Annotated in this window: 26 protein-coding genes; 14 read left to right on the forward strand and 12 right to left on the reverse strand. The window is 72.8% G+C overall.

Translation table 11 applies throughout. The features are described 5' to 3' along the window. Window positions 1–65 precede the first annotated feature (65 nt). From ACQP1N_RS22365 to ACQP1N_RS22375, 3 genes are all read right to left on the reverse strand, one after another. Window positions 66–1592 (reverse strand): metallophosphoesterase family protein, encoded by a 1527-nt coding sequence (locus ACQP1N_RS22365; RefSeq protein WP_433226429.1) that lies wholly within the window; start codon window positions 1590–1592, stop codon window positions 66–68. A 331-nt stretch (window positions 1593–1923) separates the two neighbouring features. Beyond that, window positions 1924–2805 (reverse strand): diacylglycerol/lipid kinase family protein, encoded by an 882-nt coding sequence (locus tag ACQP1N_RS22370; protein ID WP_067799586.1) that lies wholly within the window; start codon window positions 2803–2805, stop codon window positions 1924–1926. Window positions 2806–2810: 5 nt separating this feature from the next. Then, entirely contained in the window at window positions 2811–4400 is a 1590-nt protein-coding gene (locus tag ACQP1N_RS22375; protein WP_433232788.1) for an FAD-binding oxidoreductase, read from the reverse strand. A 62-nt stretch (window positions 4401–4462) separates the two neighbouring features. Here ACQP1N_RS22375 and ACQP1N_RS22380 point away from each other — a divergent pair, with 62 nt between their 5' ends. The 4 genes from ACQP1N_RS22380 (at window position 4463) to ACQP1N_RS22395 (ending at window position 8105) form a co-directional block, all read left to right on the forward strand. Beyond that, window positions 4463–5071: a TetR/AcrR family transcriptional regulator gene (locus ACQP1N_RS22380; protein WP_433226431.1), complete on the forward strand. Its 609-nt coding sequence runs from the start codon at window positions 4463–4465 to the stop codon at window positions 5069–5071. Next, the gene (locus ACQP1N_RS22385; protein WP_433226433.1) at window positions 5068–6621 is read left to right on the forward strand and encodes a glycerol-3-phosphate dehydrogenase/oxidase; all 1554 of its coding nucleotides are present in this window, start codon (window positions 5068–5070) and stop codon (window positions 6619–6621) included. Before ACQP1N_RS22380 ends, ACQP1N_RS22385 begins: the two co-directional genes overlap by 4 nt. A gap of 97 nt (window positions 6622–6718) precedes the next feature. Next, a complete protein-coding gene (locus ACQP1N_RS22390) occupies window positions 6719–7624 on the forward strand; it encodes a sucrase ferredoxin (protein WP_067799578.1) in 906 nt (301 codons plus the stop codon). Between the two features lie 184 nt (window positions 7625–7808). Continuing rightward, window positions 7809–8105, forward strand: a complete 297-nt coding sequence (locus ACQP1N_RS22395) for a WhiB family transcriptional regulator (RefSeq protein ID WP_021600082.1) — start codon at window positions 7809–7811, stop codon at window positions 8103–8105. Between the two features lie 311 nt (window positions 8106–8416). Here the strand turns inward: ACQP1N_RS22395 and ACQP1N_RS22400 are convergent, their stop codons facing one another. Genes ACQP1N_RS22400 through ACQP1N_RS22410 form a run of 3 tightly spaced genes read right to left on the reverse strand, consistent with a single transcriptional unit; the run spans window position 8417 to window position 10683 of the window. After that, the gene (locus tag ACQP1N_RS22400; RefSeq protein ID WP_433226436.1) at window positions 8417–9403 is read right to left on the reverse strand and encodes a phosphotriesterase family protein; all 987 of its coding nucleotides are present in this window, start codon (window positions 9401–9403) and stop codon (window positions 8417–8419) included. 39 nt (window positions 9404–9442) lie between these two features. Then, complete coding sequence (locus ACQP1N_RS22405) at window positions 9443–10540, reverse strand: YihY/virulence factor BrkB family protein (protein WP_242608803.1); 1098 nt, start codon at window positions 10538–10540, stop codon at window positions 9443–9445. Next, on the reverse strand, window positions 10537–10683 hold the full coding sequence (locus tag ACQP1N_RS22410) for a hypothetical protein (RefSeq protein ID WP_157419257.1): 147 nt from the start codon (window positions 10681–10683) through the stop codon (window positions 10537–10539). Before ACQP1N_RS22410 ends, ACQP1N_RS22405 begins: the two co-directional genes overlap by 4 nt. 99 nt (window positions 10684–10782) lie before the next feature. On the opposite strand from ACQP1N_RS22410, the gene ACQP1N_RS22415 reads away from it, so the two are divergent. The 5 genes from ACQP1N_RS22415 (at window position 10783) to ACQP1N_RS22435 (ending at window position 14624) form a co-directional block, all read left to right on the forward strand. Then, window positions 10783–10962, forward strand: coding sequence for a hypothetical protein (locus ACQP1N_RS22415; RefSeq protein ID WP_433226439.1), 180 nt, complete (start codon window positions 10783–10785; stop codon window positions 10960–10962). 294 nt (window positions 10963–11256) lie between these two features. After that, window positions 11257–12924, forward strand: coding sequence for a nitrite/sulfite reductase (locus tag ACQP1N_RS22420; protein ID WP_165488378.1), 1668 nt, complete (start codon window positions 11257–11259; stop codon window positions 12922–12924). A gap of 16 nt (window positions 12925–12940) precedes the next feature. Beyond that, window positions 12941–13156, forward strand: coding sequence for a hypothetical protein (locus ACQP1N_RS22425; protein ID WP_067801647.1), 216 nt, complete (start codon window positions 12941–12943; stop codon window positions 13154–13156). Then, window positions 13153–13863, forward strand: a complete 711-nt coding sequence (locus ACQP1N_RS22430) for a phosphoadenylyl-sulfate reductase (protein ID WP_067801644.1) — start codon at window positions 13153–13155, stop codon at window positions 13861–13863. Before ACQP1N_RS22425 ends, ACQP1N_RS22430 begins: the two co-directional genes overlap by 4 nt. After that, window positions 13845–14624 (forward strand): sirohydrochlorin chelatase, encoded by a 780-nt coding sequence (locus ACQP1N_RS22435; RefSeq protein ID WP_433226442.1) that lies wholly within the window; start codon window positions 13845–13847, stop codon window positions 14622–14624. The genes ACQP1N_RS22430 and ACQP1N_RS22435 overlap by 19 nt, the downstream gene beginning before the upstream one ends. A 6-nt stretch (window positions 14625–14630) precedes the next feature. Here the strand turns inward: ACQP1N_RS22435 and ACQP1N_RS22440 are convergent, their stop codons facing one another. Beyond that, complete coding sequence (locus tag ACQP1N_RS22440) at window positions 14631–15341, reverse strand: DUF1707 domain-containing protein (protein WP_242608802.1); 711 nt, start codon at window positions 15339–15341, stop codon at window positions 14631–14633. Window positions 15342–15508: 167 nt separating this feature from the next. Here ACQP1N_RS22440 and ACQP1N_RS22445 point away from each other — a divergent pair, with 167 nt between their 5' ends. Continuing rightward, entirely contained in the window at window positions 15509–17149 is a 1641-nt protein-coding gene (locus ACQP1N_RS22445) for an acyl-CoA dehydrogenase family protein (protein WP_242608801.1), read from the forward strand. A 28-nt stretch (window positions 17150–17177) separates the two neighbouring features. On the opposite strand, the gene galT is transcribed toward ACQP1N_RS22445, so the two are convergent. The 4 genes from galT to ACQP1N_RS22465 form a co-directional block, all read right to left on the reverse strand. Then, a complete protein-coding gene (galT, locus tag ACQP1N_RS22450) occupies window positions 17178–18221 on the reverse strand; it encodes a galactose-1-phosphate uridylyltransferase (RefSeq protein ID WP_067801663.1) in 1044 nt (347 codons plus the stop codon). A gap of 113 nt (window positions 18222–18334) precedes the next feature. Then, the gene (locus ACQP1N_RS22455) at window positions 18335–19114 is read right to left on the reverse strand and encodes a DeoR/GlpR family DNA-binding transcription regulator (RefSeq protein ID WP_084263166.1); all 780 of its coding nucleotides are present in this window, start codon (window positions 19112–19114) and stop codon (window positions 18335–18337) included. 95 nt (window positions 19115–19209) lie between these two features. Further along, window positions 19210–19998: an SAM-dependent methyltransferase gene (locus ACQP1N_RS22460; protein ID WP_067801637.1), complete on the reverse strand. Its 789-nt coding sequence runs from the start codon at window positions 19996–19998 to the stop codon at window positions 19210–19212. A 67-nt stretch (window positions 19999–20065) separates the two neighbouring features. Beyond that, a complete protein-coding gene (locus tag ACQP1N_RS22465; RefSeq protein WP_433226446.1) occupies window positions 20066–20860 on the reverse strand; it encodes an SAM-dependent methyltransferase in 795 nt (264 codons plus the stop codon). Between the two features lie 122 nt (window positions 20861–20982). Here ACQP1N_RS22465 and ACQP1N_RS22470 point away from each other — a divergent pair, with 122 nt between their 5' ends. The 4 genes from ACQP1N_RS22470 to glgX all read left to right on the forward strand — a co-directional run bounded on the left by ACQP1N_RS22470 (window position 20983) and on the right by glgX (window position 25228). After that, window positions 20983–21813 carry a hypothetical protein gene (locus tag ACQP1N_RS22470; protein ID WP_433226448.1) on the forward strand — a complete coding sequence of 277 codons (831 nt, stop codon included), beginning with the start codon at window positions 20983–20985 and terminating at the stop codon, window positions 21811–21813. A 52-nt stretch (window positions 21814–21865) separates the two neighbouring features. Continuing rightward, the gene (locus ACQP1N_RS22475; protein ID WP_433226450.1) at window positions 21866–22438 is read left to right on the forward strand and encodes a DUF4262 domain-containing protein; all 573 of its coding nucleotides are present in this window, start codon (window positions 21866–21868) and stop codon (window positions 22436–22438) included. Window positions 22439–22465: 27 nt separating this feature from the next. Beyond that, window positions 22466–23047 (forward strand): GNAT family N-acetyltransferase, encoded by a 582-nt coding sequence (locus ACQP1N_RS22480; protein ID WP_067801622.1) that lies wholly within the window; start codon window positions 22466–22468, stop codon window positions 23045–23047. 87 nt (window positions 23048–23134) lie between these two features. Next, a complete protein-coding gene (glgX, locus tag ACQP1N_RS22485; RefSeq protein WP_067801615.1) occupies window positions 23135–25228 on the forward strand; it encodes a glycogen debranching protein GlgX in 2094 nt (697 codons plus the stop codon). 7 nt (window positions 25229–25235) lie between these two features. On the opposite strand, the gene ACQP1N_RS22490 is transcribed toward glgX, so the two are convergent. Further along, a complete protein-coding gene (locus ACQP1N_RS22490; RefSeq protein ID WP_433226453.1) occupies window positions 25236–25637 on the reverse strand; it encodes a hypothetical protein in 402 nt (133 codons plus the stop codon). Between the last annotated feature and the right edge of the window lie 117 nt (window positions 25638–25754).

Consider the following 25754-nt stretch of genomic DNA (forward strand, 5'->3'; position numbering starts at 1 on the left):
GTCACGTCGGGAGAGTGAATAGCCGACTTCGGCCAGATTCCCGACGTTTTTCCCGCAGCGGAGGGCTAGCGTAGCGGGATCGTCACCTCGTCTTCGCACGGCGGTGCCGTCTCGTGGTCGCCGCAGCCCGTCGCGGCATAGCACCGGATCCGGAGCTGCGACTCCGTCACGTCCAGGCGCAGGAAGCTCTTGAAGAACGGCGGCCGGTCCCAGTCGGCCATCTCGGAGCGGAAGCGCTGCGGGAGCCGGTGCACCGGCAGCCGCAGGAGGCGGGGGCGGCGCCGGCCGTCGCGCGGGACACCGAGGACGGAGGCGACAAAGCGCGCCCGCCGGGACGGTCTCACCTCGGTCGCGGCGCTCCGGTAGCCGCGACCGGGCCTGATGCCGAGGCGGTACCGGACGGCGGCCGTCGCCTCCTCCGGCGTCAGCTCGAACAGCCTCGGCAGCCGCAGCCACCGCCCGTACAGCTTGCTGTAGCGGGAAAGGGAGTCGCCGCGCAGCGGGTAGCAGCGGAACTCGCCCTCCTTCACCACGCTCGTCCGGGGGATCGTGTGGGTCGCGTGCATGAACGCGCCGCCGCCGCCCGAGACGATGTACTGGATCGTCCGGCCGTCGCCGGCCCGCACCGGGTAGCGCTGGTAGTTGTGGATGTCGCCGCCGATCGCGGCCACGTAGTGGTGCGCCGGATCGCGGACGATCTCGTCGACCGTGCCGCCGCCCTCGACCGGCCCCGGACGGTGGTCGTCGTCCACGTACAGGGGCTTGCCGGTCACCAGCAGCTTGGGCTTGGGCCCGCCGGACACCTCGCGCAGCCACCGGCCCTGGTCGCGGTCGACGACTCCGGTGATCCCGGTGTCGATGCCGATGATGCGCAGCGACGGCGTGTCGATCGCCCAGTACGGCCCCGGCTGGACGGCCTGCTGGCCGGGCGCGCCCCGGTACGTGCGGCGGGCCTCGGCGAGGGCGGCCCGGTCGATCGGGCCCGGGTGGCGCCAGAGCAGCCGGGGAACGAACGCGAGCGCGCCGCGCCAGGGCGGCGGGGAGCAGTCCGCGTCCAGGGCGCAGAAGACGTGCAGGAAACCGCGCAGGCCGTCGTACCAGTCGTGATTGCCGGGGACCGCGTAGATGGGGGCCGGATAGTCCTTGTAGGGGCGGAAGAACTTCTCCGGGTACTGGCCCCCGTCCCCGGCCGGGTAGACCACATCACTGGCGATGATCATGAAGTCGGTGCCGGCCGCGGCGTGCAGCAGCGGCGGCACCACCGCGTACTGCGACCGGTCGCCCTCGCCGGTGTCGCCGAGCAGCACGAACGAGAACTCCGGCGCCGAGCGGTGCACGGTGAACGCGGCCGGCGTGCCCCGTTCGCGCAGCGCGGCCACGCAGCGGCGGCGGATCGCGTTGGACGGGTCACCGAACAGGCGCGCGAGCACGTCGTTGCGGGACCGCCACAGCACGGCGGGCCTGCGCCACGAGAAGTCGAGGACGCGCGGAGGAAGCAGGTCGTTGAACGTGCCCGGGCTTCCACAGACCCACCCGGCACCCGCCTCGGAGGTGCGCGAGTTGTCGGGTCCGGGGGAAACCTCGGCACACACGAAACGCCTCCGGAAGGGGTGAGGGGATGCTCACACCCTGTCCGGAGGCGATCGTCGCGTCAAGCGAACGCGCGGAAGAGCGTGGTGGACGCCGGCGCCACCCCCAAAGACGCCGGCGCCACCACGTCAAGGGTGTCCGCGGTCATCATGAGTCCCCCCAGAACGGCGAGCGTGCGGTCGCCTCTCATGATGTCTCCACAGACAACCCCCAGGTCCCGAAAGCGGGACGTAACCGACGTTATACGGAGGGCCGTAATGGAGACGTAAACCACCCCAAATGTGGGGCCAAAACCTCGGGGACCGCCACGGAAGCGCAGGTGAGCGGGGGGTGTCAGGGCGCCAGGACGCGGAGCGCGCCCGGCATCACCCTGGCGGTGACCGGCAGCACCCCGGGCAGCTCGCCGTCCGCCCCGTAGGGGAGCGTCCTGCCGGACGGCCCGGCCAGCTCGATCCGCACCTCCCGGCCGCGCATGACCTCCACCTCGGGCCGCCTGACGTGCGTCCCGTCCGCCAGCTCCCGCATGACGGAGAAGAACAGGGTCTTCGGGGCCTTGCGGATGAGGACGACATCGAGCAGCCCGTCGTCGACGCGCGCGTCCGGCGCGATGTGCTTGCCGAACCCGTAGTAGCCGGAGTTCGCCGCGACCACCGTGTAGCCCTCGCGCCGGTACTCCGCGCCGTCCACGCCGATCAGGTAGTCGGCGGGCCGCCACGTGATGATCGCCCGCAGCGCGCCGACGTAGTAGGCGGCGGACCCGCGCAGCAGCCGCGTCCTGTTGGCGTTGTCGTTGGCGACCGCGTCGACGCCCGCGTACACGCTGCCGAGGACGGGCGTCCCGTTGGCGTCGATGGCGTCCACGGCGCGGGGCTCGCCGTCCAGCAGCAGCGGGGCGAGCGCCGCCGCGCCGGACGGGACGCCGAGCTGGCGCGCGAAGTCGTTGCCGCGCCCGGCCGGGACGATGCCGAAGACCGCGCCGGTGCCGGCGAGGGCGCCGCCGACGCAGCCGACCATGCCGTCCCCGCCGACGCCGAGCACGACGCGGCCGGCCTCGGCGGCGGCGCGGGCGACGTCGGCGGCGTGCACCATGCCGCGGCTGTACTCGACGTGGACCTCGGCGCCCGCCTCCCGCAGCAGCCGGCTCAGCGGGATCAGGCAGGAGGCGGACGCCGGGCCGCCCGCCGCCGGGTTCACGATCGCGGTGAACGCGCGCATGGCCGTCACTCCCCCGCGGCCGGCGGGACGAGGACGCCCGGGTTGAGGATTCCCGCCGGATCGACCCGCTCCTTGACGGCGCGCAGCACGGCGGCGCCGAGCGGCCCGATCTCCCGGGCGTACCAGTCGCGGTGGTCGGTGCCCACGCCGTGATGGTGGCTGATCGTGCCGCCCGCGCGGGCGATCGCGTCGTTGGCGGCGTGCTTCGCCCTGTCCCAGTGCGCGATCGGGTCCTCGCCCTGCGCGGACACGACGGTGAAGTAAAGGGACGCGCCGGACGCGTAGACGTGCGAGATGTGGCACATGACCAGCGGCGGGGTCCCCGTGCTCGACAGGGTCCCGGTCAGGGCGGACCGGACGGCCTCGTACAACCCCGGGATGTCCGACCAGAACGCGGCGGTCTCCAGCGTCTCGACGAACGCGCCCACGTCCAGCAGCGAGTCGCGCAGATAGGGGGCGTTGAAGCGGCCGTGCTCCCACTTGTCGCCCGGCCCGGTGCCGAGGGGCTCGCCGCCGGCGTCGCGCAGGACGTCCGCCGCCCGCGCCCGCCGCTCGGCGACCCGCTCGGGGACGCCCTCGAACCCGACCACGGCCAGGCATCCGGCGGAGGGCGACCCGCCCCCGATCGCGGCCGGGTCGGCCAGCCCGACCATGGTCTCGGTCTCGTCCGACAGCCGGAGCACGGTGGGAAGCGGGCCGTCCTGGGCCAGCCGGCGCAGCGCGGCGGCGCCCTGGCCGAACGACGCGAACCGCCAGCCCTCGTACCGCCTGGCCTGCGGAACCGGCCGGACGCGCACCCGCACGGACGTGATCACGCCGAACGCGCCCTCCGAGCCGAGCACGAGCTGCCGCAGATCGGGCCCGGCCGCCGACCTCGGCGCCCGGCCGAGATCGAGCGTCCCCTCGGGGGTGGCCACGGTGAGGCCGACCACCATGTCGTCGAACCGCCCGTACCCGGCGGACGCCTGCCCGCTCGACCGCGCCGCCGCGAACCCGCCGATCGACGCCCACTCGAACGACTGCGGGAAGTGCCCGAGCGTGAAGCCGTGTTCGGCGAGCAGCGCCTCCGCCGCCGGAGCGCGCAGGCCCGGCTGCAGGACGGCCGTGCGGGACACCTCGTCCACCGAGACGAGGGCGTCCATGCGCCGCAGATCGAGGGCGATGAACGCGGCCACGCCCCGCGGCGCCAGCCCGCCGACGACGGACGTGCCGCCGCCGAACGGGACGACCGCGATCCGCTTTCGCGCGCAGAGCCTCAGTACCGCGAGGACCTCGTCATGACCGCCCGGCAGCACGACCGCGTCCGGCGCGTCGGAGGTCTCCCCGGCGCGGATGCGCAGCAGGTCGGGCGTCGATTTGCCGCGCGTGTGCCGGACGCGCGACTCGGTGTCGGCGCGGACGTTCGCGTCCCCGACGATCCCGGCGAGCGCGTTCAGGTCCGCGCCCGGCAGGCGGGGGGCCGCGATCTCGATCTCCGCCAGCGCGACCGGGGGCGCCGCCGCCGGCCGCACGCCGAGCAGGTCGCGCAGCAGCCCGACCGTCGGCTCGGGCAGCGGCGCGGCCTTGGCCGGATCGCCCCAGCCGCTCCACAGCATGTCCCGCGTCTGCACGCCGCCTCCCTCGTCGTCCCATGTCCTGTTGCCTTACACTGTGACATATGACGTCGAACCGTCACAACAGGACCGGGGCACGGACCGCCGACGACACCGTGCTCGACGCCGCGCGCGACTGCGTGCTGGCCGTCGGGGTGCGCCGCACGACGCTGACCGACATCGCCCGCCGCGCGGGCGTGTCCCGGATGACGCTCTACCGCCGCTGGCCGGACGTCCGCATGATCGTCGCCGATCTGATGACCCGCGAGTGGACCGGCATCGGCGACGCGCTGCAGCCCCCCGACGACGGCCGTCCCGTCCGGCCCCGGCTGATCGAGGGCCTGGTCACCGGCGTCCGCACGTTCCGCGGCCACCCGCTGCTCCGCAAGATCATCGAGGTCGACCCCGAGCTGCTGCTCCCCTACCTGCTGGACCGCTGCGGCGCCAGCCAGCACGCCTTCCTGACCTGGTTCGAGGAGGCGATCATCGCCGGGCACCGGGACGGCACGATCCGCGCCGGCCACCCCGGCCGGCAGGCGCGGGCGCTGCTGCTGGTCGTCCAGTCGTTCGCACTGTCGGCACCGACGATGCTCGACGACGCCGACCCCGACCTCGGTTCCGGCGCCTTCGACGCCGAACTCCGCGACACCCTGGAAAGGATGCTCGCACCGTGAACACCTCCGGACCCGACCCGCGGACGTCGCTCAACGCGGCGCGCCGGGAACGCGAACTCGCCGCCCTGCCCGGCGAGGTGGTGGACGTGCTGGTCGTCGGCCTCGGCGCGACCGGGGCGGGCGCCGCGCTGGACGCCGCCTCGCGGGGGCTGTCGGTCGCCGCGATCGACGCGCACGACCTGGCGTTCGGCACGTCCCGGTGGAGTTCCAAGCTGATCCACGGCGGGCTGCGCTACCTCGCGTCCGGGCAGGTGGACGTGGCGCACGAGAGCGCGGTCGAGCGGGACGCGCTGATGCGGCGCACGGCCCCGCATCTGGTGCGCGCGCTTCCGTTCGTCCTGCCGCTGACCCCGCTGGTGTCGCCCGCGCAGGCGGCCCTGGCGCACGCGGGGATGCGCGCGGGGGACCTGCTGCGGCTCGCCGCGCGCACCCCGCGCTCGGTGCTGCCCCGGCCGCGCCGGCTGTCGGCGGTCGAGACGCTGCGGCTCGCGCCCGCGCTGCGGCCCCACGGGCTGCGCGGCGGGCTGCTGTCGTGGGACGGCCAGCTCGCCGACGACGCGCGCCTGGTCACCGCGCTCGCCCGCACCGCCGCCGGGCACGGCGCCCGCGTCCTCACCCGCTGCCGCGCGGTCGAGCTGACCGGGGACGGGGCCCTCGTCCGGGACGAGCTGACCGGGCGGGAGTTCACCGTCCGGGCGCGCGCGGTCGTGAACGCGGCCGGCGTCTGGGCGGGCGGGCTCGTGGACGGGGTGCGGCTGCGCCCGTCGCGGGGCACCCATCTGGTGCTGCGGGCGGCGACGCTGCGCGGGCTCGCGGCCGGGATGCACGTCCCGATCCCGGGCGGCGGCGCCCGGTTCGTGCTGGTGCTGCCGCAGGGCGACGGCCGCGTCTACGTGGGGCTCACCGACGAGCCCGCGGACGGGCCGATCCCCGACGTGCCCGAGCCGACGGAAGGCGAGATCGGGTTCCTGCTCGACGTGCTGGGCTCGGCGCTGGACGTCCCGGTGCGCCGCTCGGACGTCGCCGGCGCGTACGCCGGGCTGCGTCCCCTGCTGGACCGGGGGCACGGCCGCGAAACCGCCGACATCTCCCGCCGCCACGCGGTGCTGACCTCGCGGGACGGCGTCGTCACGATCGTCGGGGGCAAGCTCACCACCTACCGGCGGATGGCGCAGGACGCGGTGGACGCGGCCGTGCGCGGCCGTGGTCTTCGCGCCGGGCCGAGCCGGACCGCGCGCCTCCCCCTCGTCGGCGCGGCCCCGCGGGCGCGGCTGGACGCGCTGCACGCGCCGTCCCGCCTCGTCCAGCGGTACGGGGTGGAGGCGCCGCTGCTGGCCGCGCTCGGCGGGGACGACCCCGCGCTGATGGAGCCGGTCGTCGCGGGCCTGCCGGTGACGGGCGCGGAGCTGGCCTGGGGGATGCTGCACGAGGGCGCCCTGGACGCCGGCGACCTGCTGGACCGCCGCACGCGCATCGGTCTCGTCGCCGCCGACCGGGAGGCCGCGCTGCCCTTCGCGAAGGGCCTGTTCTCCCGCACGGCCCTACACTGAGACCTCCGTCACCCCGTCGTCCCAGGTCCTCCTGGTTTGACAGGGAGTCATTAGGTTACCCTTACCTAATTGCTCGAAGATCTACCAGGGGGACCACGTGACGCGCTCCAACGGCTGCGGGCACTGCCCGGGAAGCCACACGGGCGAGCGGCCGTGCCTGGCGACCGCGACCACCAAGGCGCGCGCCTGGCTGCTCGTCGAGCATCCCGGCCCCTGGCCCGAGCACATCACCGATCTGCCCGGCCCCGATCCGGTGGCCGAGGCCGTGCGCGCCGCGAAGAAGGCGGGCGTCCGGCCGCAGCTGATCCGGCGGCCGGGACGCCGCCGCGCGACTCCGCCGGTCCAGGTCTACGCCGCGTTCTCGCGCGGTGGCGAGGTCTGGATGGAGGGGCGCGAGCTCGCCGACCCGGCGGAGCTGGCGGCGCTCGACCTGGACGCGCTCGCCGCGGGCCGCTCGCCGGGGCTCGGCGGGCCGGTGACCGAGCCGGTGGTGCTGGCCTGCACGCACGGGCGGCACAACGCCTGCTGCGCCCGCACCGGGGCACCGCTGGCCCGCGCCCTCGCCCGGCGTTTCGACCGCCGCATCTGGGAAACCACCCATGTTGGCGGCGACCGATTTGCAGCGAATTTGGTGTGTCTTCCCCACGGGCTCTACTACGGCGACCTCGGCGAGACCGAGGCCGTGCGGGCGGTGGACGCCTACCTGCGGGGCGAGGTCGTCCTCGACCGGCTGCGCGGACGGGCCGGGATGCCCGAACCCGCGCAGGCGGCGGAGCACTTCGTCCGTGCGCACACGGGCCGGCTCGGGGTGGACGAGGTGACCGTGGAGTCGGTCACTGGAGCATCCCGGTACGAAACCGTCGTCGCCGTACAGCAGAGCCGTTACCGGGTGACCGTGGAGGCCGTCCGGCAGCCCGATCCCTGCGGGGCGGACTGCGGAGAGAACACGCGAACCTATGTTGTTAGGGAACTCACCCTTCTCAACGAGGCGACCCTCGTGTAATCTCGCTGAGGCCCCATTCGAGGGTCTCCTGTCGCACGTCCCCAGGTTTCCGGAGTAACCGGACGGGGAACAGAGCGGCAACTCCAGACGTTGGAACATTCGGCGCTTCTGACTCATGTCACCCGAAGTACGTCGAGCGTCCATGTCCCGATTTTTGTTCGAAACCAATCAAGGTGGGTGTTCCATGGCTCAGGTACGTCGGCAGGCAAACCTCCCTCGTCCCAGCTGGGGCTGGCAGGACGCCGCGGCGTGCCGGGGGGAAGACCTCGTCCTCTTCTTCGGTCCCGACGGCGAACGCCAGCCCGAGCGCGAGATCCGCGAGCGCAAGGCCAAGCAGATCTGCATGGGCTGCCCGGTCCGCACGGAGTGCCTGGACTACGCGGTGTCCCGGCCCGAGAAGTACGGCACGTGGGGCGGTCTGAACGAGGACGAGCGCGCGTCCGAGCGCCGTCGCCGGATGCGTCGCGCCAACGCCGCCTGACCGAGTACGCAGGCCGCCGAAACGCTCCCAGCGCGAACCCCGGCACGCCACCTGAAAACGACACGGCCCCGCCCCGCGGGGCCGTTTGCGTTGCCTCCGCCCGGCCTCTCCCGGCCGGGCGGGGGCGCGGCATCACATCGGAGTCCCCGCCGGTTCACATCGTGCCGCGACATTCCGCGGGGGACGCCCTTTTACCGCAATCGTCTCCGCGATGTGACCCATTCACCGAAATTCGTGGCGCACCATTTCGCGTGGAGCGGCTCACACCGTGCGGGGCGCGACTCGCGCCCCCTTCCGGGTCCCCTGCCCGCTCACGAACCCGTGAGCCACCTCAGCGGGTTGTCGTGCAGGACGGCCTCCAGCGTGGCGTCATCGGCGCCGGCGGCGCGCAGCGCGGGCAGGAACGTGTCGAACAGGTACCCGAAGCCCGCGCCGCCGTAGCGGCGGATCTGCGCCATCCGGGACACTCCGGTGCTCAGCAGCACCCGGCCGGCGTGCCCGGCCTCCAGCAGGTCCATCACGCAGCGGACGCGGGCGCCGAGGGCGGCGCGGTCCGCGCCGGCGAGGCCGAGCGTGCCGAACGAGACATAGCCGCCCGTCTCAGCGATCTTGCGGTGCTGACCGGGGTCGTCCACCCGGTCCTGCTGGCCGACCGCGACCCGGTGCGGGGCGAGCCCGGCGGAGGTGAGGATCTCCAGCTGGGCGAGGCCCGCCCGGCCGTAGGTCGCCACGGACAGCCCGGAGTAGCGGGCCGCCTGCGCGGCGGCGCGCAGGCACAGTTCCTCGGTCTCGCTCGGCGCCTCGCCCCAGGTGCCGATCTCCCCGATGACGCCGGGCAGGGCGTTCGTGCCGTCCATGCCGAAGCCGACCTCGGCGAGCAGCCGCTCGGTGAGCCGCTCCACGGCGGACGGGCCGTCCGGGCCGGTCCCGGCGGCGAGGACCTCGCGGACGAACGCGGGATGGAACGGCTCGGTGAACACGCCCGTCCCGGCGACCACGGCCACCCTGGCGCCGGCGCCGATCCGGGCGAGCGCGGCGGCGTTACGGCCCATGCCCGCGCAGGTCAGGTCGACGACCAGGCCGAGGCCGCGCTCCTTGCGCAGCGCGGACAGCTCCCGCTGGACGGACTTCTCCTCGTCCAGCCAGCGGCCGGGGTCGGAGCCGAGCAGCCGGGGCCGCGCGGGCCAGCGCAGGTCCATCTGCAGGTGCTCGTGGGAGAGCACCGGCCCGGTGATGTCGGACGTCGCGATCGTGCCGGTCACGGTCCGCAGCCGACCGGGCTCCTCACGGGGGGTCATGACAGGCGAGGTTACGACATGTTTGACCTTTTCAATGCCTTATCCGGGGTTGTTTTTACCCGTGCTCCCCCGGTCGCGCGGAACCTGGGTGACCTGCGCCTCCCGCACGGCGCGCGCCCGTTCGGTGTCGCCGCTGGGCCACAGCCGGTCGATCTCGGCGTTCAGCGCGGCCCCGATCAGCACCGCGAGCGCCGCGACGTACAGCCAGGCGAGCACCGCGATCGCGGCGGCGAGCGACCCGTACACCGACACGCCGCGCAGCGACCCGGCCAGGTAGATCCGCAGGCTGACACTGCCGACGATCCAGATCAGCAGCGCCAGGGCGGCGCCGGGGACCTCGCGCCACCAGGACGTCCGCACCGGCACGCTCATGTGGTACAGCAGCGCGAGGAACACGATCGACAGGCTCACCACGACCGGCCAGTACAGCGCCTGCACCGCCTCGGCGCTCTCCGGCAGCGCCTCCCGCACCAGCGCCGGACCGGCCACCAGCATCGGAATGACGATGATCATGACCAGGATTCCGATGACGTACAGGAAGAACGCGCGCAGCCGGGTGCGGATCACGCCGCGGACGCCGGACAGCCCATAGGCGATGGTGATGGTGTCGACGTAGACGTTCGTCGCCCGCGACCCCGCCCACAGCGAGATGAGGTAGCTGACGGACACGATGTCGGGGCTGCCGCCCCGGATCACGTCGTCGATCAGCGGGACGACGACCGAGTCGACCGCCGGGCCCGTCAGCACGGTGCGCGCCTGCTCGATCGCCCAGGAGCGGACCTCGGTGACGGTGCCGGCGCCGAGCAGTCCGCGCAGGTGCCCCATGGTGCCGATCAGCCCGATCACGAGCGGCGGCAGCGACAGCAGCGCGAAGAACGCGGCCTCGGCCGCGAGCCCGGTCACCCGGTACCGGAACGCGGTGACCGTGGTGCCCTTGGTCAGTGTCCAGGAGACCCGGGCGGACGTCCGCGCCGCCGCACGGACCCGCGCGGCCAGCCGGTCGCGTGCGCGCGGACGGGGGCCGTGCGGGCGAGGTGCGGGCGGGCGGGGTGCGGGCGGGCGGGGGCCGCGCGGGCCCGGTCCGGAGTCGGAGTCCCCAGCCGAGGGGACGCCCTCGGCGTCGGAGACGGTCGTCACACCGCCCAACCGTAGAGCGTTACACGCCCGGAACATGTCGCATCGCCCATTTCCATGGTCTGCTCCACGCGTTGCGTGCCGATCGCCTCCCCCGCCGGATCGTCCCGCTCCGGGGTCCCGGCCCCGTCCATGTCCTTGCCCATACCCGGTAGGACGGATCAGAACGTCGCCCGGACCATGATCGTTCCGCCCGGCCACCGGCGCCGCCCCGGCATTCGCCTTCATGGGCGACAATGGGAGACATGATCTGCCCGGCGTGCCGTGACCGCCGCCACGAGGAGTGCCGCGGCGGTTCCTGGTGCGACTGCCAGCACCGCCCTCCGCCCGCCACGCCCGAGGGCGGGCGCCGGCCCGGCGACCGGGCCGGCCGTCCGGGCGGCGAGGACGCCGAGCCCCCGGTGAACTGGAAGCGGCAGGGATAGCCGCGGGGATGACGCAGCTCACGCGTCCGCATGGCGGACGCCGCTGGACAGCCCGCGAGACGTCATGTCAGAGTCGGAGTATGACTGCTGCGGACCCGTTGCTGGCCAAGCGCCGGCACGTGGACTTCCTGCGCGTCCGCAGCGCGATCTGTCGGTGACGCCCCGACCACGCCCCCCGCTCTGCGGGCGCGTGGCGCATCGGCGTCCCTTTTGACCTGATCCTGCTCAGCGTTGAGCCGGCCGTCCGCGACCGCCGGTGCGTTACGCGTCCCTCATGACCAACAGATCCAACAGATGAGGACGCGCGCCGTGCCAACCGCGATCAAGCGCAAGAAGGGCGAGGGCCAGTGGGCCCTCGGCTACCGGGAACCTCTGAACGCCACCGAGGAGAACAAGAAGAACGACGACGGGCTGAACGTCCGCCGCCGCATCATCGACATCTACTCCAAGTACGGGTTCGACTCGATCGACCCGTCCGACCTGCGCGGCCGGTTCCGCTGGATGGGTCTCTACACCCAGCGCAAGCCCGGCATCGACGGCGGCAGGACCGGCGCGCTGTCGGACGAGGAGATCGAGGACCGCTACTTCATGATGCGGATCCGCATCGACGGCGGCCAGCTGAGCGGACCGCAGCTGCGCACGATCGCCGACGTCTCCCGCAAGTACGCGCGCGGGACCGCCGACATCACCAACCGGCACAACATCCAGCTGCACTGGGTCGGGATCGAGGACGTCCCCGCCATCTGGGACGCGCTCGGCGCCGTGGGGCTGCACACCACCGAGGCGTGCGGCGACGTGCCGCGCACGATCATCGGCTGCCCGCTGGCCGGGATCGCCGCGGACGAGGTGATCGACGCGACGCCGCAGATCCGCGAGATCCACGACCGCTACATCGGCTCCCCCGAGTTCTCCAACCTGCCGCGCAAGTACAAGACGGCGCTGTCGGGCTGCACCTCGCACTGCACCGTCCACGAGATCAACGACGTGGCGTTCGTCGGCGTGGTGAACGAGCAGGGCGCGACCGGCTACCAGCTGTTCGTCGGCGGCGGGCTGTCCACCAACCCGATGTTCTCCAAGAGCCTCGGCGTGTTCGTCGAGCCGGAGCAGGTCCGCGAGGTGTGGCACGGCGTCACCTCGATCTTCCGTGACTACGGCTACCGGCGGCTGCGCAGCCGCGCCCGGCTGAAGTTCCTGATGAAGGACTGGGGCGCGGACAGGTTCCGCGAGGTGCTGGAGCGGGAGTACCTCGGGTACGCGCTGCCGGACGGCCCCGAGCCCGCGGCCCCGGACGTCCACCGCGACCACCTGGGCGTGCACCCGCAGAAGGACGGCCGCTGCTACGTCGGGTTCGCGCCCCGCGTGGGCCGGCTGAACGGGGATCTGCTCGGCGTCATCGGCGAACTGGCCGACCGCTACGGCTCGGGCCGGGTCCGCACGACGCTCGAACAGAAGATGATCATCTTGGACGTGCCGGAGGAGCACACCGAGGCGCTCGTCGAGGCGCTCGCCGAGCACGACCTGCACGCCCGCCCGTCCACGTTCCGGCGGCACATGATGGCGTGCACCGGCATCGAGTACTGCAAGCTCGCGATCGTCGACACCAAGCAGCGCGCCATGGACCTGATGGACGAGCTGGAGAAGCGGCTCCCGGACTTCGACCAGCCGCTGACCGTCAACATCAACGGCTGCCCGAACTCCTGCGCGCGCATCCAGGTCGCCGACATCGGGCTCAAGGGCCAGTTGGTCGTGGACGAGAACGGCGACCAGATGGAGGGCTTCCAGGTGCACCTGGGCGGGCGGCTCGGCGCATCGTTCGGCAAGAAGGTCCGCGGGCTGAAGACGACGTCGGCCGGGCTGACCGACTACGTCGAGCGGGTGGTCCGCGCGTTCGACGAGCAGCGCGCCGAGGGCGAGACCTTCGCCGAATGGGTGGACCGCGCGGACGAGGCCGATCTCAAATGAGCGGGGCGGACCTCACATGAGCGAGCGCATGGCGCCGTTCTACTGCCCGTACTGCGGCGAGGAGAACCTGGAACCGCGCGCCCCCTCCGAGTTCCCCGGGGAGCGTGGGGGGCCGTCCCCGCACGGGGACGGGCGCGGTTCCTGGTTCTGCCCCGACTGCCTCCGATCCTTCACGCTGAAGTTCCTCGGTGTCGGAGCTCCCAACACCGCGAGCAAGGAGACCCCTCGGTGACCCTCCTGGAGACCGACAGACGCACCCTTGACCTCGAAGACATCGTCGAATCGGCCGCCCCCGCACTGGAGGACGCGCCCACGCCGGAGGTCATCCGCTGGGCCGTCGCCACGTTCGGCGACCGCATCTGCCTCACCTCGTCCATGTCGGACGCGGCACTGATCCACCTGGTGTCGAAGGTGAAGCCCGGCATCGACGTCCTGTTCGTCGACACCGGCTACCACTTCGCCGAGACGATCGGCACCCGGGACGCGGTGGAGGCCGTCTACCCGGTGAACGTCATCAACGTCACCCCGTCCCGGACGGTCGAGGAGCAGGAGGCCGCGCTCGGCCCCCGGCTGTTCGGCCGCAACCCGGACCTGTGCTGCCACCTGCGCAAGGTGGAGCCGCTCGGCCGCGCGCTGGAGGGCTACCTGGCCTGGTTCAGCGGCATCCGCCGGGACGAGACCGCGAACCGCCGCGACCGGAGGGTCGTCGAGTGGGACCGCAGGCGCGGCATGGTCAAGGTGAACCCGATCCTTGACTGGTCCCAGGAGGACATGGACCAGTACATCGAGGACAACGGCGTACTCGTCAACCCGTTGCACTACGACGGCTACCCCTCGATCGGCTGCGCCCCGTGCACCCGCCCGGTCCCGCCCGGCGAGGACCCGCGCAGCGGCCGCTGGGTCGGCCTGGGCAAGACCGAATGCGGCATCCACCTTTGAGCGTGCCCATGGTGGCGGTGGCGCACGGGAGCAGGGACCCGCGCGCCGCCGCGACGGTCGCCGCGCTGCTCGGCGCCGTCCGGGCGCGCCGCCCGGACGTGCCCGTGCACGCCGCGTTCCTGGACCACGCGCCGCCGGCCCCCGGCCGGGTGCTGGACGGCCTGGCCCGGGACGGCGCGGACGAGGCGGTCGTGCTGCCGCTGCTCCTCACCGCGGCCTACCACAGCAAGACCGACCTCCCGGGCGTCCTGAACCGGGTGCGTGCCCGGCACCCCCGGCTGGGTCTGCGCACGGCCGGGACGCTGGGCCCGCATCCGCTCCTCATGGCCGCTCTGGAGCACCGCCTCGCCGACGCCGGTGTGGAGCCCGGCGATCCGGACACGGCGGTCGTGCTCGTGTCGGCGGGGTCGAGCGACGCGGCCGCCAACGCCACGGTCGCGCGGCTCGCGCGTGAGTGGCGGTCGCGGGGATGGCGGGACGTCGTCCCGGCGTACGCGTCGGCGGCGGGCCCGAAACCGGGCGAGGCCGTGGCGGCGCTGCTCGGCGCGGGGGCGCCGCGCGTGGCGGTGGCGTCCTACTTCCTCGCGCCCGGCCACTTCGCCGACAAGGTCCGGGCCGAGGCCGTGGCCGCCGGCGCCGCCGCGGTGTCGCCGGTTCTCGGCGCGGCCCCGCAGGTCGCGGACCTCATCGTGCGCCGCTACGCCGAGGCGCTGCGGACCGGCCGCGCGGCGTCCGCCGGACGCCGCGGCGACGGCCGCTGACGGCGGTCACCCGCGGCCGTTCCACCACTCGGTGATGCCGCGGCGGACGGGCGCGTGGTGCTCATCGTCGATGATCTTGATGTCGCCCATCACGACGGTGGCGGTGACGCGGACGACGGGGACGCGGGCGCCGGGGTGCGCGCCGCGGACGTTGACCCTGCGGTCGCCGAGGAAGTTGTGGCCGGTCAGCTCGACGCTGACGCCGTTCGGGACGATGATCTTGACGTCGCCCATCACGGCGGTCGCGGAGATGTGGACCTCGCCGGTCGGCACCTGCGCGCCGCGCAGGTCGAGCTCGACGTCGCCCATCACCGACACCGCCTCCAGCGGGCCGTCGATGCGGCCGACGATGCGCTCCTTGCAGTCGCCCATGACGGCGCTGAACCGCCGCTTGACCTGCACGGGCGCGGGGTTGGCGCCGGGGGCGCCCAGGCCGGGCAGATCGGCGGTGATGTGTTCGAGGTCACCGCGGCTGACGGCCGTGTAGGCGGCCTCGGTGCGCTCGGTCAGCTCCTCGAAGGTGAGCCGTCCCTCCACGGAGGCGATGCGCAGCCGCTCGACGGCGGCCTCGCGCTCGGCGTCGGACGCCCGGATCGCATCGGGCGCGGTCGTGACGTCGAAGGGTTCCGGAACGGGCCGGTCCGCAGGGGGGTCCTGTCGCCGGGCCGGCGGGCGGCTGGGACGGGGCCGCTCGGGCTGCGGACTGGACTGACTCATGGTTTCGAAGGTATGCCCCCGCCGGCGTCGGACAATCCGCCGGGGGGACGAGATCGCCCCACCCCTTGAGGAGGATGAGCGCCCGGTCACGGCCGGGCACGATCACCTCCCCAACCCGAACGTGATTCTGTATTCTGCGGGTAACGGCACGACCATCGGGAGCGGACGTGGAGGGCGGCGCGGTGACGCACGAGGTGTTCAATCAGGTTCCCCCGCTCGCCGGGCACGACGTCGCCGACGAGGCCGTCCTGCTGGACGGGCTGGCGCGCGAGGGCGCGGGCTGGGCCGAGGCGGAGGTGCGCGAGCTGGGCCGCCTGGCGGGCACCGAGCGTGCCCAGGAGTGGGGCCGGCTCGCGAACGAGCACCCGCCCGCCCTCCGCACGCACGACCGGTACGGGCACCGGATCGACGAGGTCGAGTTCCACCCGGCGTGGCACGAGCTGATGACCGTCGCGGTGACGCACGGCCTGCACGGCTCCGCGTGGGCCGACTCCCGCGAGGGCGCCCACGTCGCACGCGCCGCGAAGTTCTACACCTGGCGCGTCGACGCGGGGCACGGCTGCCCGGTCTCGATGACGTACGCGGCCGTCCCCGCGCTGCGGCAGTCCCCCGAGCTGGCCGCGCAGTACGAGCCGCTGCTCGCCAGGCGGGAGTACGACTTCGGCCTGCGCGCACCGCTCACCAAGAACGCGCTGCTCGCCGGCATGTCGATGACGGAGAAGCAGGGCGGCTCGGACGTCCGGGCCAACACCACGCGGGCCGCACCCGGGCCGGACGGGACCTACCGGCTCGTCGGCCACAAGTGGTTCACCAGCGCCCCCATGTGCGACGTGTTCCTCACCCTCGCCCAGGCGCCCGGCGGCCTGACCTGCTTCCTCGTCCCGCGCGTCCTGCCGGACGGGAGCCTCAACCCGCTGCGGCTGATGCGGCTGAAGGACAAGCTCGGCAACAAGTCCAACGCGTCCTCCGAGGTGGAGTACGAGAACGCGGTCGCCTGGCGGGTCGGGGACGAGGGCCGCGGGGTCCGCACCATCATCGAGATGGTCAACATGACCCGGCTGGACTGCGTGATCGGTGCGGCGTCCGGGATGCGCCAGGGCGTCACGACCGCCGCGCACCACGCCGCGCACCGCAAGGCGTTCGGCGGGTACCTGATCGACCAGCCGCTGATGCGCAACGTCCTCGCCGACCTCGCGATCGAGTCGGAGGCGGCCACGATCACGATGCTGCGGCTGGCCGGCGCGACCGACCGCTCGGTGCGCGGGGACGCGGCCGAGACGGCGTTCAAGCGGCTCGCCCTCGCGGTCGGCAAGTACTGGATCTGCAAGCGGTGGCCGGCGCACGCCGCCGAGTCCCTGGAGTGCCTGGGCGGCAACGGCTACGTCGAGGAGTCCGGCATGCCCCGGCTGTTCCGCGAGTCGCCGCTGAACTCGATCTGGGAGGGCTCCGGCAACGTCGCCGCGCTCGACGTCCTGCGGGCGATGGTGAAGGAGCCGCAGACGGTCGAGGCGCTGTTCGCCGAGTTCGACCGGGCGGCCGGCGCCGACCCGCGGCTGGACGCGGCCGTCCGCGAGGTCAAGACGTCCCTCGCGGATCTGGAGACCATCGAGATCCGGGCCCGCCGCGTCGTCGAGCGCATGGCGCTCACCCTGCAGGCGTCCCTGCTGGTCAGGCACGGTCATCCGGCCGTCGCCGACGCCTTCTGCGCGTCCCGCCTCGCCGGTGAGGGGGGCGCCGTCTTCGGCACCCTGCCCGCCGGACTCGACCTGGCCCCGATCATCGACCGCGCCACCCCCAAGCTCGGCTGACCGCACCGGCGGGCGTCCCCGCGCCGGCTCAGCCGGCCGCGCGCAGCCGGCGGGCGGCCTCCTCCGGGAGGACGTCGTTGATGAACGCGCCCGCCCCCGACTCGCTCGCCGCGAGGTACTTGAGCCTGCCCTCCGCCCGGCGCGGCGTGAAGATCCGGAAGTACAGGTGCGCCAGGCCGGCGTCCGCGCGGGCGGGCGCCTGCTGCAGGTGGGCGATGTAGGGCGCGGGCGCGTCGAAGAGCCGGTCGAAGCGGCGCAGGACGTCCCGGTAGAGCACCATCAGCTCGGAACGCTCGCCGGGTTCCAGCTCGGGCAGCCCCGTGACGTGCCGGTACGGGTAGACGTGCACCTCGTACGGCCAGCGCGCCGCCTCGGGGACGAACGCGATGAAGCGGTCCGTCCGGGCGACGACCCGTTCGCCCGTCCGCTCGGCGGCCACGATGGAGCAGAAGAGGCAGGAGCCCTGTTCGGCCCGGTGCCGGCGCGCCATCTCCAGCGCGCGCGCCGCGCTCGCCGGGACGAACGGGTAGGCGTAGATCTGCCCGTGCGGATGGTGCAGTGTCGTCCCGATCTCCACGCCGCGGTTCTCGAAGATGAAGACGTACTCGGTGCCGGAGAGCCGGTTGAGTTCGGCGGTCCGGTCCGTCCAGGCGCGCGCGACCGTCTCCAGGCGCCGGTCCGGCAGGAGGGAGAACGAGGAGCCGTGCTCGCTGGTGAAGCACACGACCTCGCACCGGCCGCCGGCGGGCGGGCCGCCGAGGGAGGGGAAGCGGTTCTCGAAGGTGACGACGTGGTAGTCGGCGGCCGGTATCTCGCTGTGCCGCCCGCCCGCCGAGGGGCAGAGCGGGCACTCGCTCTGCGCGGGCAGGTGCGTGCGGTTCTGCCGGTGCGCCGCCATGACCACCCACTCGCCCATCACCGGGTCGAACCGCAGCTCCGATCTCGGCCGGTGCGCGGGCAGCGGGCGCGGGTCGGGCGCCGAGCGGTCATGGCCGGGCTCGTCGTCGAAGTAGATGAGTTCCCGCGAGTCGGCGAGCCGGACCGACGTGCGAAGGGAGCTTCGGGTGTCCAGGACGTGATCCCTTCTCGCGACCGGGTGGTGCCGCCATTCAGCCACTATCGATCAGTTTCTGTCAATAACAATCAGATGTGATGTGCGTCGATGACAGAACTTGATCGCTTCTCTCAGGTGGCGACCCGGACCTCGACCCCCGCGCTCGCCAGCCCGGCCAGTTCCGTCTCCGGCGCCCCCGCGTCCGTCACCAGGTAGGAGATCTCGTCGGCGGGGACCGTCTGGAACATCGTGTCCACGCCCACCTTCGTGTGGTCCACGAGCGCGACCACCTCCCGGGCGGCCTGCGCCAGCGCGCGGTCGACGCCCGCGACCAGCATGTTCGGCGTGGACAGGCCGCGCTCCGCGGTGAGGCCGTTCCCGGAGATGAAGGCCCGGCGGACCCGCAGGCCGGCCAGCATCTGCTCGGCGGCCCCGCCGACCAGGGCATGAATCGCGCCGCGCAGCGAGCCGCCCGTCATCACCACCTCGACGCCGCGCGCCTCGGCGAGCACCTGGGCGACGAGCAGCGAGTTGGTGACGACGGTGAGCGCGCCGAAGCCGGCCAGTTCCCGGGCCAGCTCCCGGGTGGTCGTCCCCGCGCCGATCACGATGGCGTCGCCCTCGTCGACCAGGTCCGCCGCGAGCCGCGCGATCGCCGCCTTCTCCGCGGCCGCGACGCCGGCCTTCTGCCGGTAGGTCGGCTCCCGGGACAGCCCGCCCGGCGCCATCGCGCCGCCGTGCCGGCGGTCGAGCAGCCCCTCCGCCTCCAGGGCCCGGATGTCGCGGCGCACCGTCGCCTCGGACGCCTCCAGCGAGGACGCGAGGTCGCGCAGGGAGACCGCGCCGGTCGCGCGGACCATCTCCAGCAGCCGCTGCCGCCGCTCGGCCGCGAACCCCGGACGACGTGGCATACGGGCCCTTCCCGAAACGATCCGGCGTTACCGAGGACACCTCTTCGCCGAGGGCGCCGCCTGGCGAGGGCACCTCGATGATGCCAGATCGGGGGTCAGGGTTTGCGGGCCACGGCGCCGTAGGCGTCGATGGGGACCGGAGCGGTGTCGGGACGCCACTCGCTGATCGGGACGAGGCCCGGCTCGACCATCTCCAGGCCCTCGAAGCAGCGGGCGAGCTGCTCGGGGCCGCGCAGGACGTACGGGACGCCGCCGCTCTCCACGAGCTTCTCCGCGCCCTCGACGACCTCGGCGCCGGTGTCGGTGCCGTCCCACAGCACGAGGTGGCTGCCGGACGGCGTCGCGTCCATCACCCGCCCGACGATGCCGCGGACCACGGCCAGGTCGGGCTCGTATCCGAGCACGCCCATGAACATGACCGCCACGGGCTTGCCGAAGTCGAGCATCTCGCGGGCGCCGTCGAGGATGCGGTCGGGGTCGTGGTAGTCGGCGTGGACGTACGTGGTGGCCCCCTCGCCGGTGACGCTGCCCATCAGGGCACGGGCGTGCACGAGGACGAGGGGGTCGTTGTCGACGTACACGATCCGCGACTCGGGCGCGATGCTCTGCGCGACCTCGTGGGTGTTCTGCATCGTGGGGAGCCCGGTCCCGATGTCGATGAACTGGCGGATGCCGCACTCGCCCGCCAGGTGGCCCACCGCGCGGACCAGGAACCGGCGGGACAGCCGCGCCATGGTCACGATCTGCGGATACACCTCGGCCACCGCGTCGCCGGCGGCACGGTCGGACGCATAGTTGTCCTTGCCGCCCATCCAGTAGTTCCAGATCCGCGCGGCGTGCGGAACCTCGGAATCGATGGCGGCGGGGTCGACGGAATCGGCCATGGGGTCCCTTTCGGTCACGGCGTGCGAACTGCTTGAGGAGGGCGGGCGTGCGGCGGGCGCGGCACGGTCAGGGCTTGCGGGCGACCCCGCAGAGGGTGGAGGTGCGGGGCGTCTCGCCGAACGGGCTCGGCTCGGGACGCCACTTCTCGCATGCCACCACGCCGGGCTCGACCAGTTCGAAGCCGTCAAAGTAGCCGATGATCTGCTCCGGGCGGCGCAGCCGGTACGGGACGGCGCCGGTGTCGTCGTACCCCTGCTGCGCCTTGTTGTGGGCCTCGTCGGCATCGGTGTCGTCGTACAGCACGAGGTGGCTGCCGGACGGCAGGCCCCCCATCAGCGTCCTGATGATGTGCAGGATCTCGTCGTAGGAGTCGATGTGCCCGAGGACGCCCATCAGCATCAGGGCGACCGGCCGGTCGAGGTCGAGCCTGTCGCGGGCGATCCGGAGAATCCGCTCGGGGTCCCGCATGTCCGCCTCGATGTAGCTGGTCTCGCCCTCGGGGCGGCTCGTGAGAAGGGCGTACGCGTGGGAGAGGACGAGCGGGTCGTTGTCGACGTACACGATGCGTGTTTCGGGCGCGACGCGCTGTGCCACCTCGTGGGTGTTGTCGACGGTGGGCAGCCCGGTGCCGACGTCGAGGAACTGGCGGACGCCCACCTCCCCGGCCAGGTACCGGACGGCGCGGGCCAGGAAGTGCCGGCCGGTCCGCGCGATGTCGATGATCCCCGGATAGACGCTGACATACTGGTCACCGGCCTCGCGGTCGACGGGGTAGTTGTCCTTGCCGCCGAGCCAGTAGTTCCATATCCGGGCGGAGTGCGGAACGGACGTGTCGATGACGTCGGCCGGCTCGTCAGCCATGGGCCTCTCCCTGCGGTGCTCCATCGGTGGTCGCGCATAAAATAAACCATTCTTCTGGCGCTGAGAACAATGACCGATGAAGTGAGGCCGGAGTGTGTTTTGGGCGGCTTGCCGCGGGCGCGGTGACACTGATCGCGCTCGCCGTGCTCGCCGGCTGCGGCGGCGGAACGCCGGTTCGGGAACAGCGGGCCCGGATCGAGGTCGCCGTCCTCCACGACGGAGGCGCCCACGTCGATCTGTACGCGGTGGGCCGGCTCGGGTCGGACGCCGAAGTACGGGCCCTCGCCGGAGACATCGCCCGAGAAATGTTCCCCGGTGCCACAAATATCCGTATTCGAATGAGAAAGGCGCGCGGCGTCCCGTTCGCTCGGGCGGAGATGGAACACGTCTATCGGACAGGCCGAAAAGTGTCACTGCGGATCGACATGTCCGGCGCGCTGCGGCGCCTCACCGCGCGGGGCTTCCAGAACACCGCCATGAAGCTGAGCGTCCCACCGGTCCCGGCCACGGTTCGGGCGGGCGGAGAGCCGTCCGGGCCGCGGGGCTGGCGGCTGCGCGAGGGTGCCCCGGCGCCGGTCGTGGCGGTCGAGATGAGACCGCGGCCGGTCCGCTGGTGCGGGGCGATGGCGCTGCCCGTGCTCGGCGCCCTCGGGGTCGCACTCGGGTTCTTCGCGCGGCGCCGCGTCCTGGCCCTTCCGGCGGCCGGGCTCGCGGTCGTCACCGCGGTCCTCGCGGTCGTCCTCCCGGCGGGCCGGCAGGGCGCCAACCTCGGCGTCGCGGGCCTCCTGCACGGGACGGCGCTGGAGGTCGCGGCCGTCGCGCCGCTGGTGGCCGTCCCGCTCGGCCTGCCCGCCGGGATGCTGCTGGCGGCGGTCCTGGTCCGGGGGCTCACGGGCCCGGCGACCGGCGGCACCCCCGAGACACGGCCCCGGGACACCGGCGTCTTCTGGTGATCCGGAGAGGGACGGCGCTCGCCGAGGGTCGATTGATCGTAAACTGAGGGTCATGTCCGGCGACCGCCCCCCGTGCACCTGCGTGATCTGTCGTGGCCACGGCGACCGCGACCGTCTGGACAACTTCCAGCTCCGCACCATCGTGCACGTCACCCAGTACGGGTGGAGCGTCGTCCTCGTGCAGCCGGACGAGGACGGGCCCGGCTGGGCGTACACGATCGGCCTCTGGCACAGCCACCGGGCGCCCGAACTGGCACTGTTCGGCGGCGATGTGTACGAGACCGAAGAGGTCCTCAACAGGCTCGGCCGGCAGACCGCCGAGGGGAACGGCCCGGCGGACGGCGAACGCCGCGACGGCGTCGTCCGCGGGCAGCAGGCCGCGTTCCGGGAAGCCGACCCGCGCTGGCACGACGGGCTGTTCGCCGGCGTCCTCGCGTTCTACCGGTGCCCCACGCCGCCGATCCTGCAGGTCGTCTGGCCCAACCGGGAGGGCCTGTTCCCCTGGCAGCCCGGCACCGACCTGCCGTTCCGGCGCACCCAGCCGTGGCTGTGGCTCGACCCGAAGCAGCACTCGGAGGGCATCTGGACGCGCCGGCTCACCGCACGCGGCACCACGCGGCCCTGACCCGCCGGGCGGGCTTACGATCGGCGGGTGTACGGGCCGATCGCCGAGACCATCCGCACCCAGCGTCTCGTCCTGGAGCCGCTGGCGGTCCACCACGCGGACGAGATGGCCCCCGTCCTGGACGATCCGCGCCTGTACCGCTACATCGGCGGAGAGCCCCCCACCCTGGACGAGTTGCGCGCCCGCTACGCGCATCTGGTCGCGGGCCCGGCGCCGTTCCACCAGGAGTCCTGGCTGAACTGGATCGTCCGCCGCGTCCGGGACGGGCAGGCCATCGGCTACATGCGGGCGACGGTCGCACCCGCGGCGCCGGGCTTCACCGTGGCCCCCGTGTCCGCCGGGTCGACGGTCACGCCAGGCCCGCCGCGGCGGATCGCGTCGCTCACCTGGGTCATCGGCATGCCCTACCAGGGGTTCGGCTTCGCCACCGAGGCCGGCCGCGCCCTGCTGGACTGGCTTCGCGCGCACGGCGTGGAGAGCATCGTCGCGACCATCCATCCGGGCAACCGCGCGTCCGCCGCCGTCGCGGCCGGGATCGGCATGCGCGCCACCGCGCAGACCAGCGGTGACGAGATCGTCTGGCGGCTGCCGCCGGCGCCGCCCGCGTGACACTCTGCGGGCGGGTCGTGGCGCGCGAGCGGTGAGCGGGTACGCCACAATCAACGGGCCAGGACGAACCGGCCGGGAAGGAAGAGCATGCGGGAGGTGTGGCCCGGAGACCCCTATCCGCTGGGCGCCACCTGGGACGGCACGGGCACGAACTTCGCGCTGTTCTCCGAGGTGGCCCGGCGGGTCGAGCTGTGCCTGTTCGACGCCGACGGCCGCGAGACGCGGCACGGCCTGCCCGAGGTCGACGGGTTCGTCTGGCACGGCTACCTGCCCGGCGTCGGACCCGGGCAGCGCTACGGATACCGGGTGCACGGGCCGTTCAGCCCGGCCGACGGGCACCGCTGCAACCCGTCCAAGCTGCTGCTCGACCCGTACGGCAAGGCCATGGAGGGCGAGGTCCGCTGGCACGAGTCGCTGTTCTCCTACCGGTTCGACGACCCCGACGCGCTGAACGAGGACGACAGCGCCCCGTACATGCCGAAGAACGTCGTCACCAACCCGTTCTTCGACTGGGCCGACGACCGGCCGCCGCGCGTCCCCTACCACGAGAGCGTCATCTACGAGGCGCACGTGAAGGGCCTGACGAAGCTGCATCCCGGCATCCCGCAGGAGCAGCGCGGCACCTACGCGGGCCTCGCACACCCGGTGATGATCGACCATCTGCTCGATCTCGGCGTGACGGCCGTGGAGCTCATGCCGGTGCACCAGTCGGTTCCCGAGCACGCGCTGGTCGCGCGGGGCCTCGACAACTACTGGGGCTACAACACGATCGGGTTCTTCGCGCCGCAGAACACCTACAGCTCGTCCGGCCAGTACGGGGAGCAGGTGCTGGAGTTCAAGGCGATGGTCCGCGCCCTGCACGAGGCGGGCATCGAGGTCATCCTGGACGTCGTCTACAACCACACCGCCGAAGGCGACCACCTGGGGCCCACCCTGTCGTTCCGCGGCATCGACAACGCCTCCTACTACCGGCTGCGGGACGACGACAAGCGCTACCACCTCGACTACACCGGCTGCGGCAACTCGCTGAACGTCCGCCACCCGCACGCGCTGCAGCTCATCATGGACTCGCTGCGCTACTGGATCCTGGAGATGCACGTCGACGGGTTCCGGTTCGACCTCGCCTCCGCGCTCGCCCGCGAGCTGCACGACGTCGACCGGCTCGCCGCGTTCTTCGACCTCGTCCAGCAGGACCCTGTCGTGTCCCAGGTGAAGCTCATCGCCGAACCGTGGGACGTCGGCGAAGGCGGCTACCAGGTGGGCAATTTCCCTCCCCTGTGGACGGAGTGGAACGGCAAGTACCGCGACACCGTCCGCGACTTCTGGCGCGGCTCCTACGCGACCATGCCGGAGTTCGCGTCCCGGCTGACCGGCTCGTCCGACCTGTACGAGCACAGCGCGCGCCGCCCGTTCGCGTCCATCAACTTCGTCACCTGCCACGACGGGTTCACGCTGACCGACCTGGTCTCCTACGACCACAAGCACAACGAGGCCAACGGCGAGAACAACCGGGACGGCACCGACGACAACCGCTCCTGGAACTGCGGCGTGGAAGGCCCTACCCGCGACCCCGCCGTCCTGGATCTGCGCGCCCGCCAGCGCCGCAATTTCCTGGCCACATTGTTTCTGTCGCAGGGCGTCCCCATGCTCTCCCAGGGGGACGAACTGGGCCGCACCCAAAAGGGCAACAACAACGCCTACTGCCAGGACAACGAGATCTCCTGGGTCCACTGGGAGGACTCCGACGACATGGAGTTCGTCCGCCTCCTGTCCCGGCTGCGGCACGACCATCCGGTGTTCCGGCGCCGCCGCTTCTTCACCGGAACGGGCACCGGCGCCGCCGCCGACATCGCCTGGCTCACCCCGGCCGGCGACAGCATGACCGACCAGGACTGGAACGTCGGCTTCGCCAAGTCCCTCGGCGTCTTCCTCAACGGCGACGCCATCACCGAACCCGACCCGCGCGGCCGCCGCGTCCGCGACGACTCGTTCCTCCTGCTGATCAACGCCGGCTCCGAGCCCCTGGAGTTCACCCTCCCCGGCGCCGAATACGGCGAACGATGGGAGTTCACCCTCGACACCGCCGAACCCGGCGCGGTGGGCGAACGCCCCCGCCTCAAGGCCCGCGACACCATCCTGCTCACCGCCCGGGCCCTCCTCGTCCTCAGGCGGCTGCCCTGACGGCCGCCTAGGCGCGGGTCACCTCGATCGCGGTCAGGAAGACCAGGACGATCGTGGTCACCGCCACCGCGCCGTGAACGGCGACGGCGGTGCCGGGGAAGGTCTGCCCGGCGCCGCGGGCGTGGCGGCCGCCGTGGCCGACGAGCCAGCGGGTGAACAGCACGAAGCCCTGCAGGATGACGACCAGCAGGGCGGCGAACGCGACCCACGCGTAGCCGGGGTTCCGGGTGAGCAGGTAGGTCACCCAGACGGCGAGGCCGCCGAGGGCCGCGAGCGGATGCGCCACCACGACCAGGACGGGGAACCGCGTCACCTTCGTGGAGCGTCCGCCGTCCCGCATCCAGACGACCAGCAGAGGGCCGCCCGCGACGGCGGCCAGAATCCACGCGCCCAATGCCGCGAACTCCACCCCCGCTCCCTTCTGTGAGATTCTCATCCCGGTCCCGGGGGGCAAGTGTCACCCCCAGACACTCCCGCCATGACGGATTCGTACAGATTTGTGTACGTACCGTTATCGGAGGGGGGC

Source organism: Actinomadura formosensis (assembly GCF_050948385.1).
Taxonomy (GTDB): Bacteria; Actinomycetota; Actinomycetes; order Streptosporangiales; family Streptosporangiaceae; genus Spirillospora; species Spirillospora formosensis.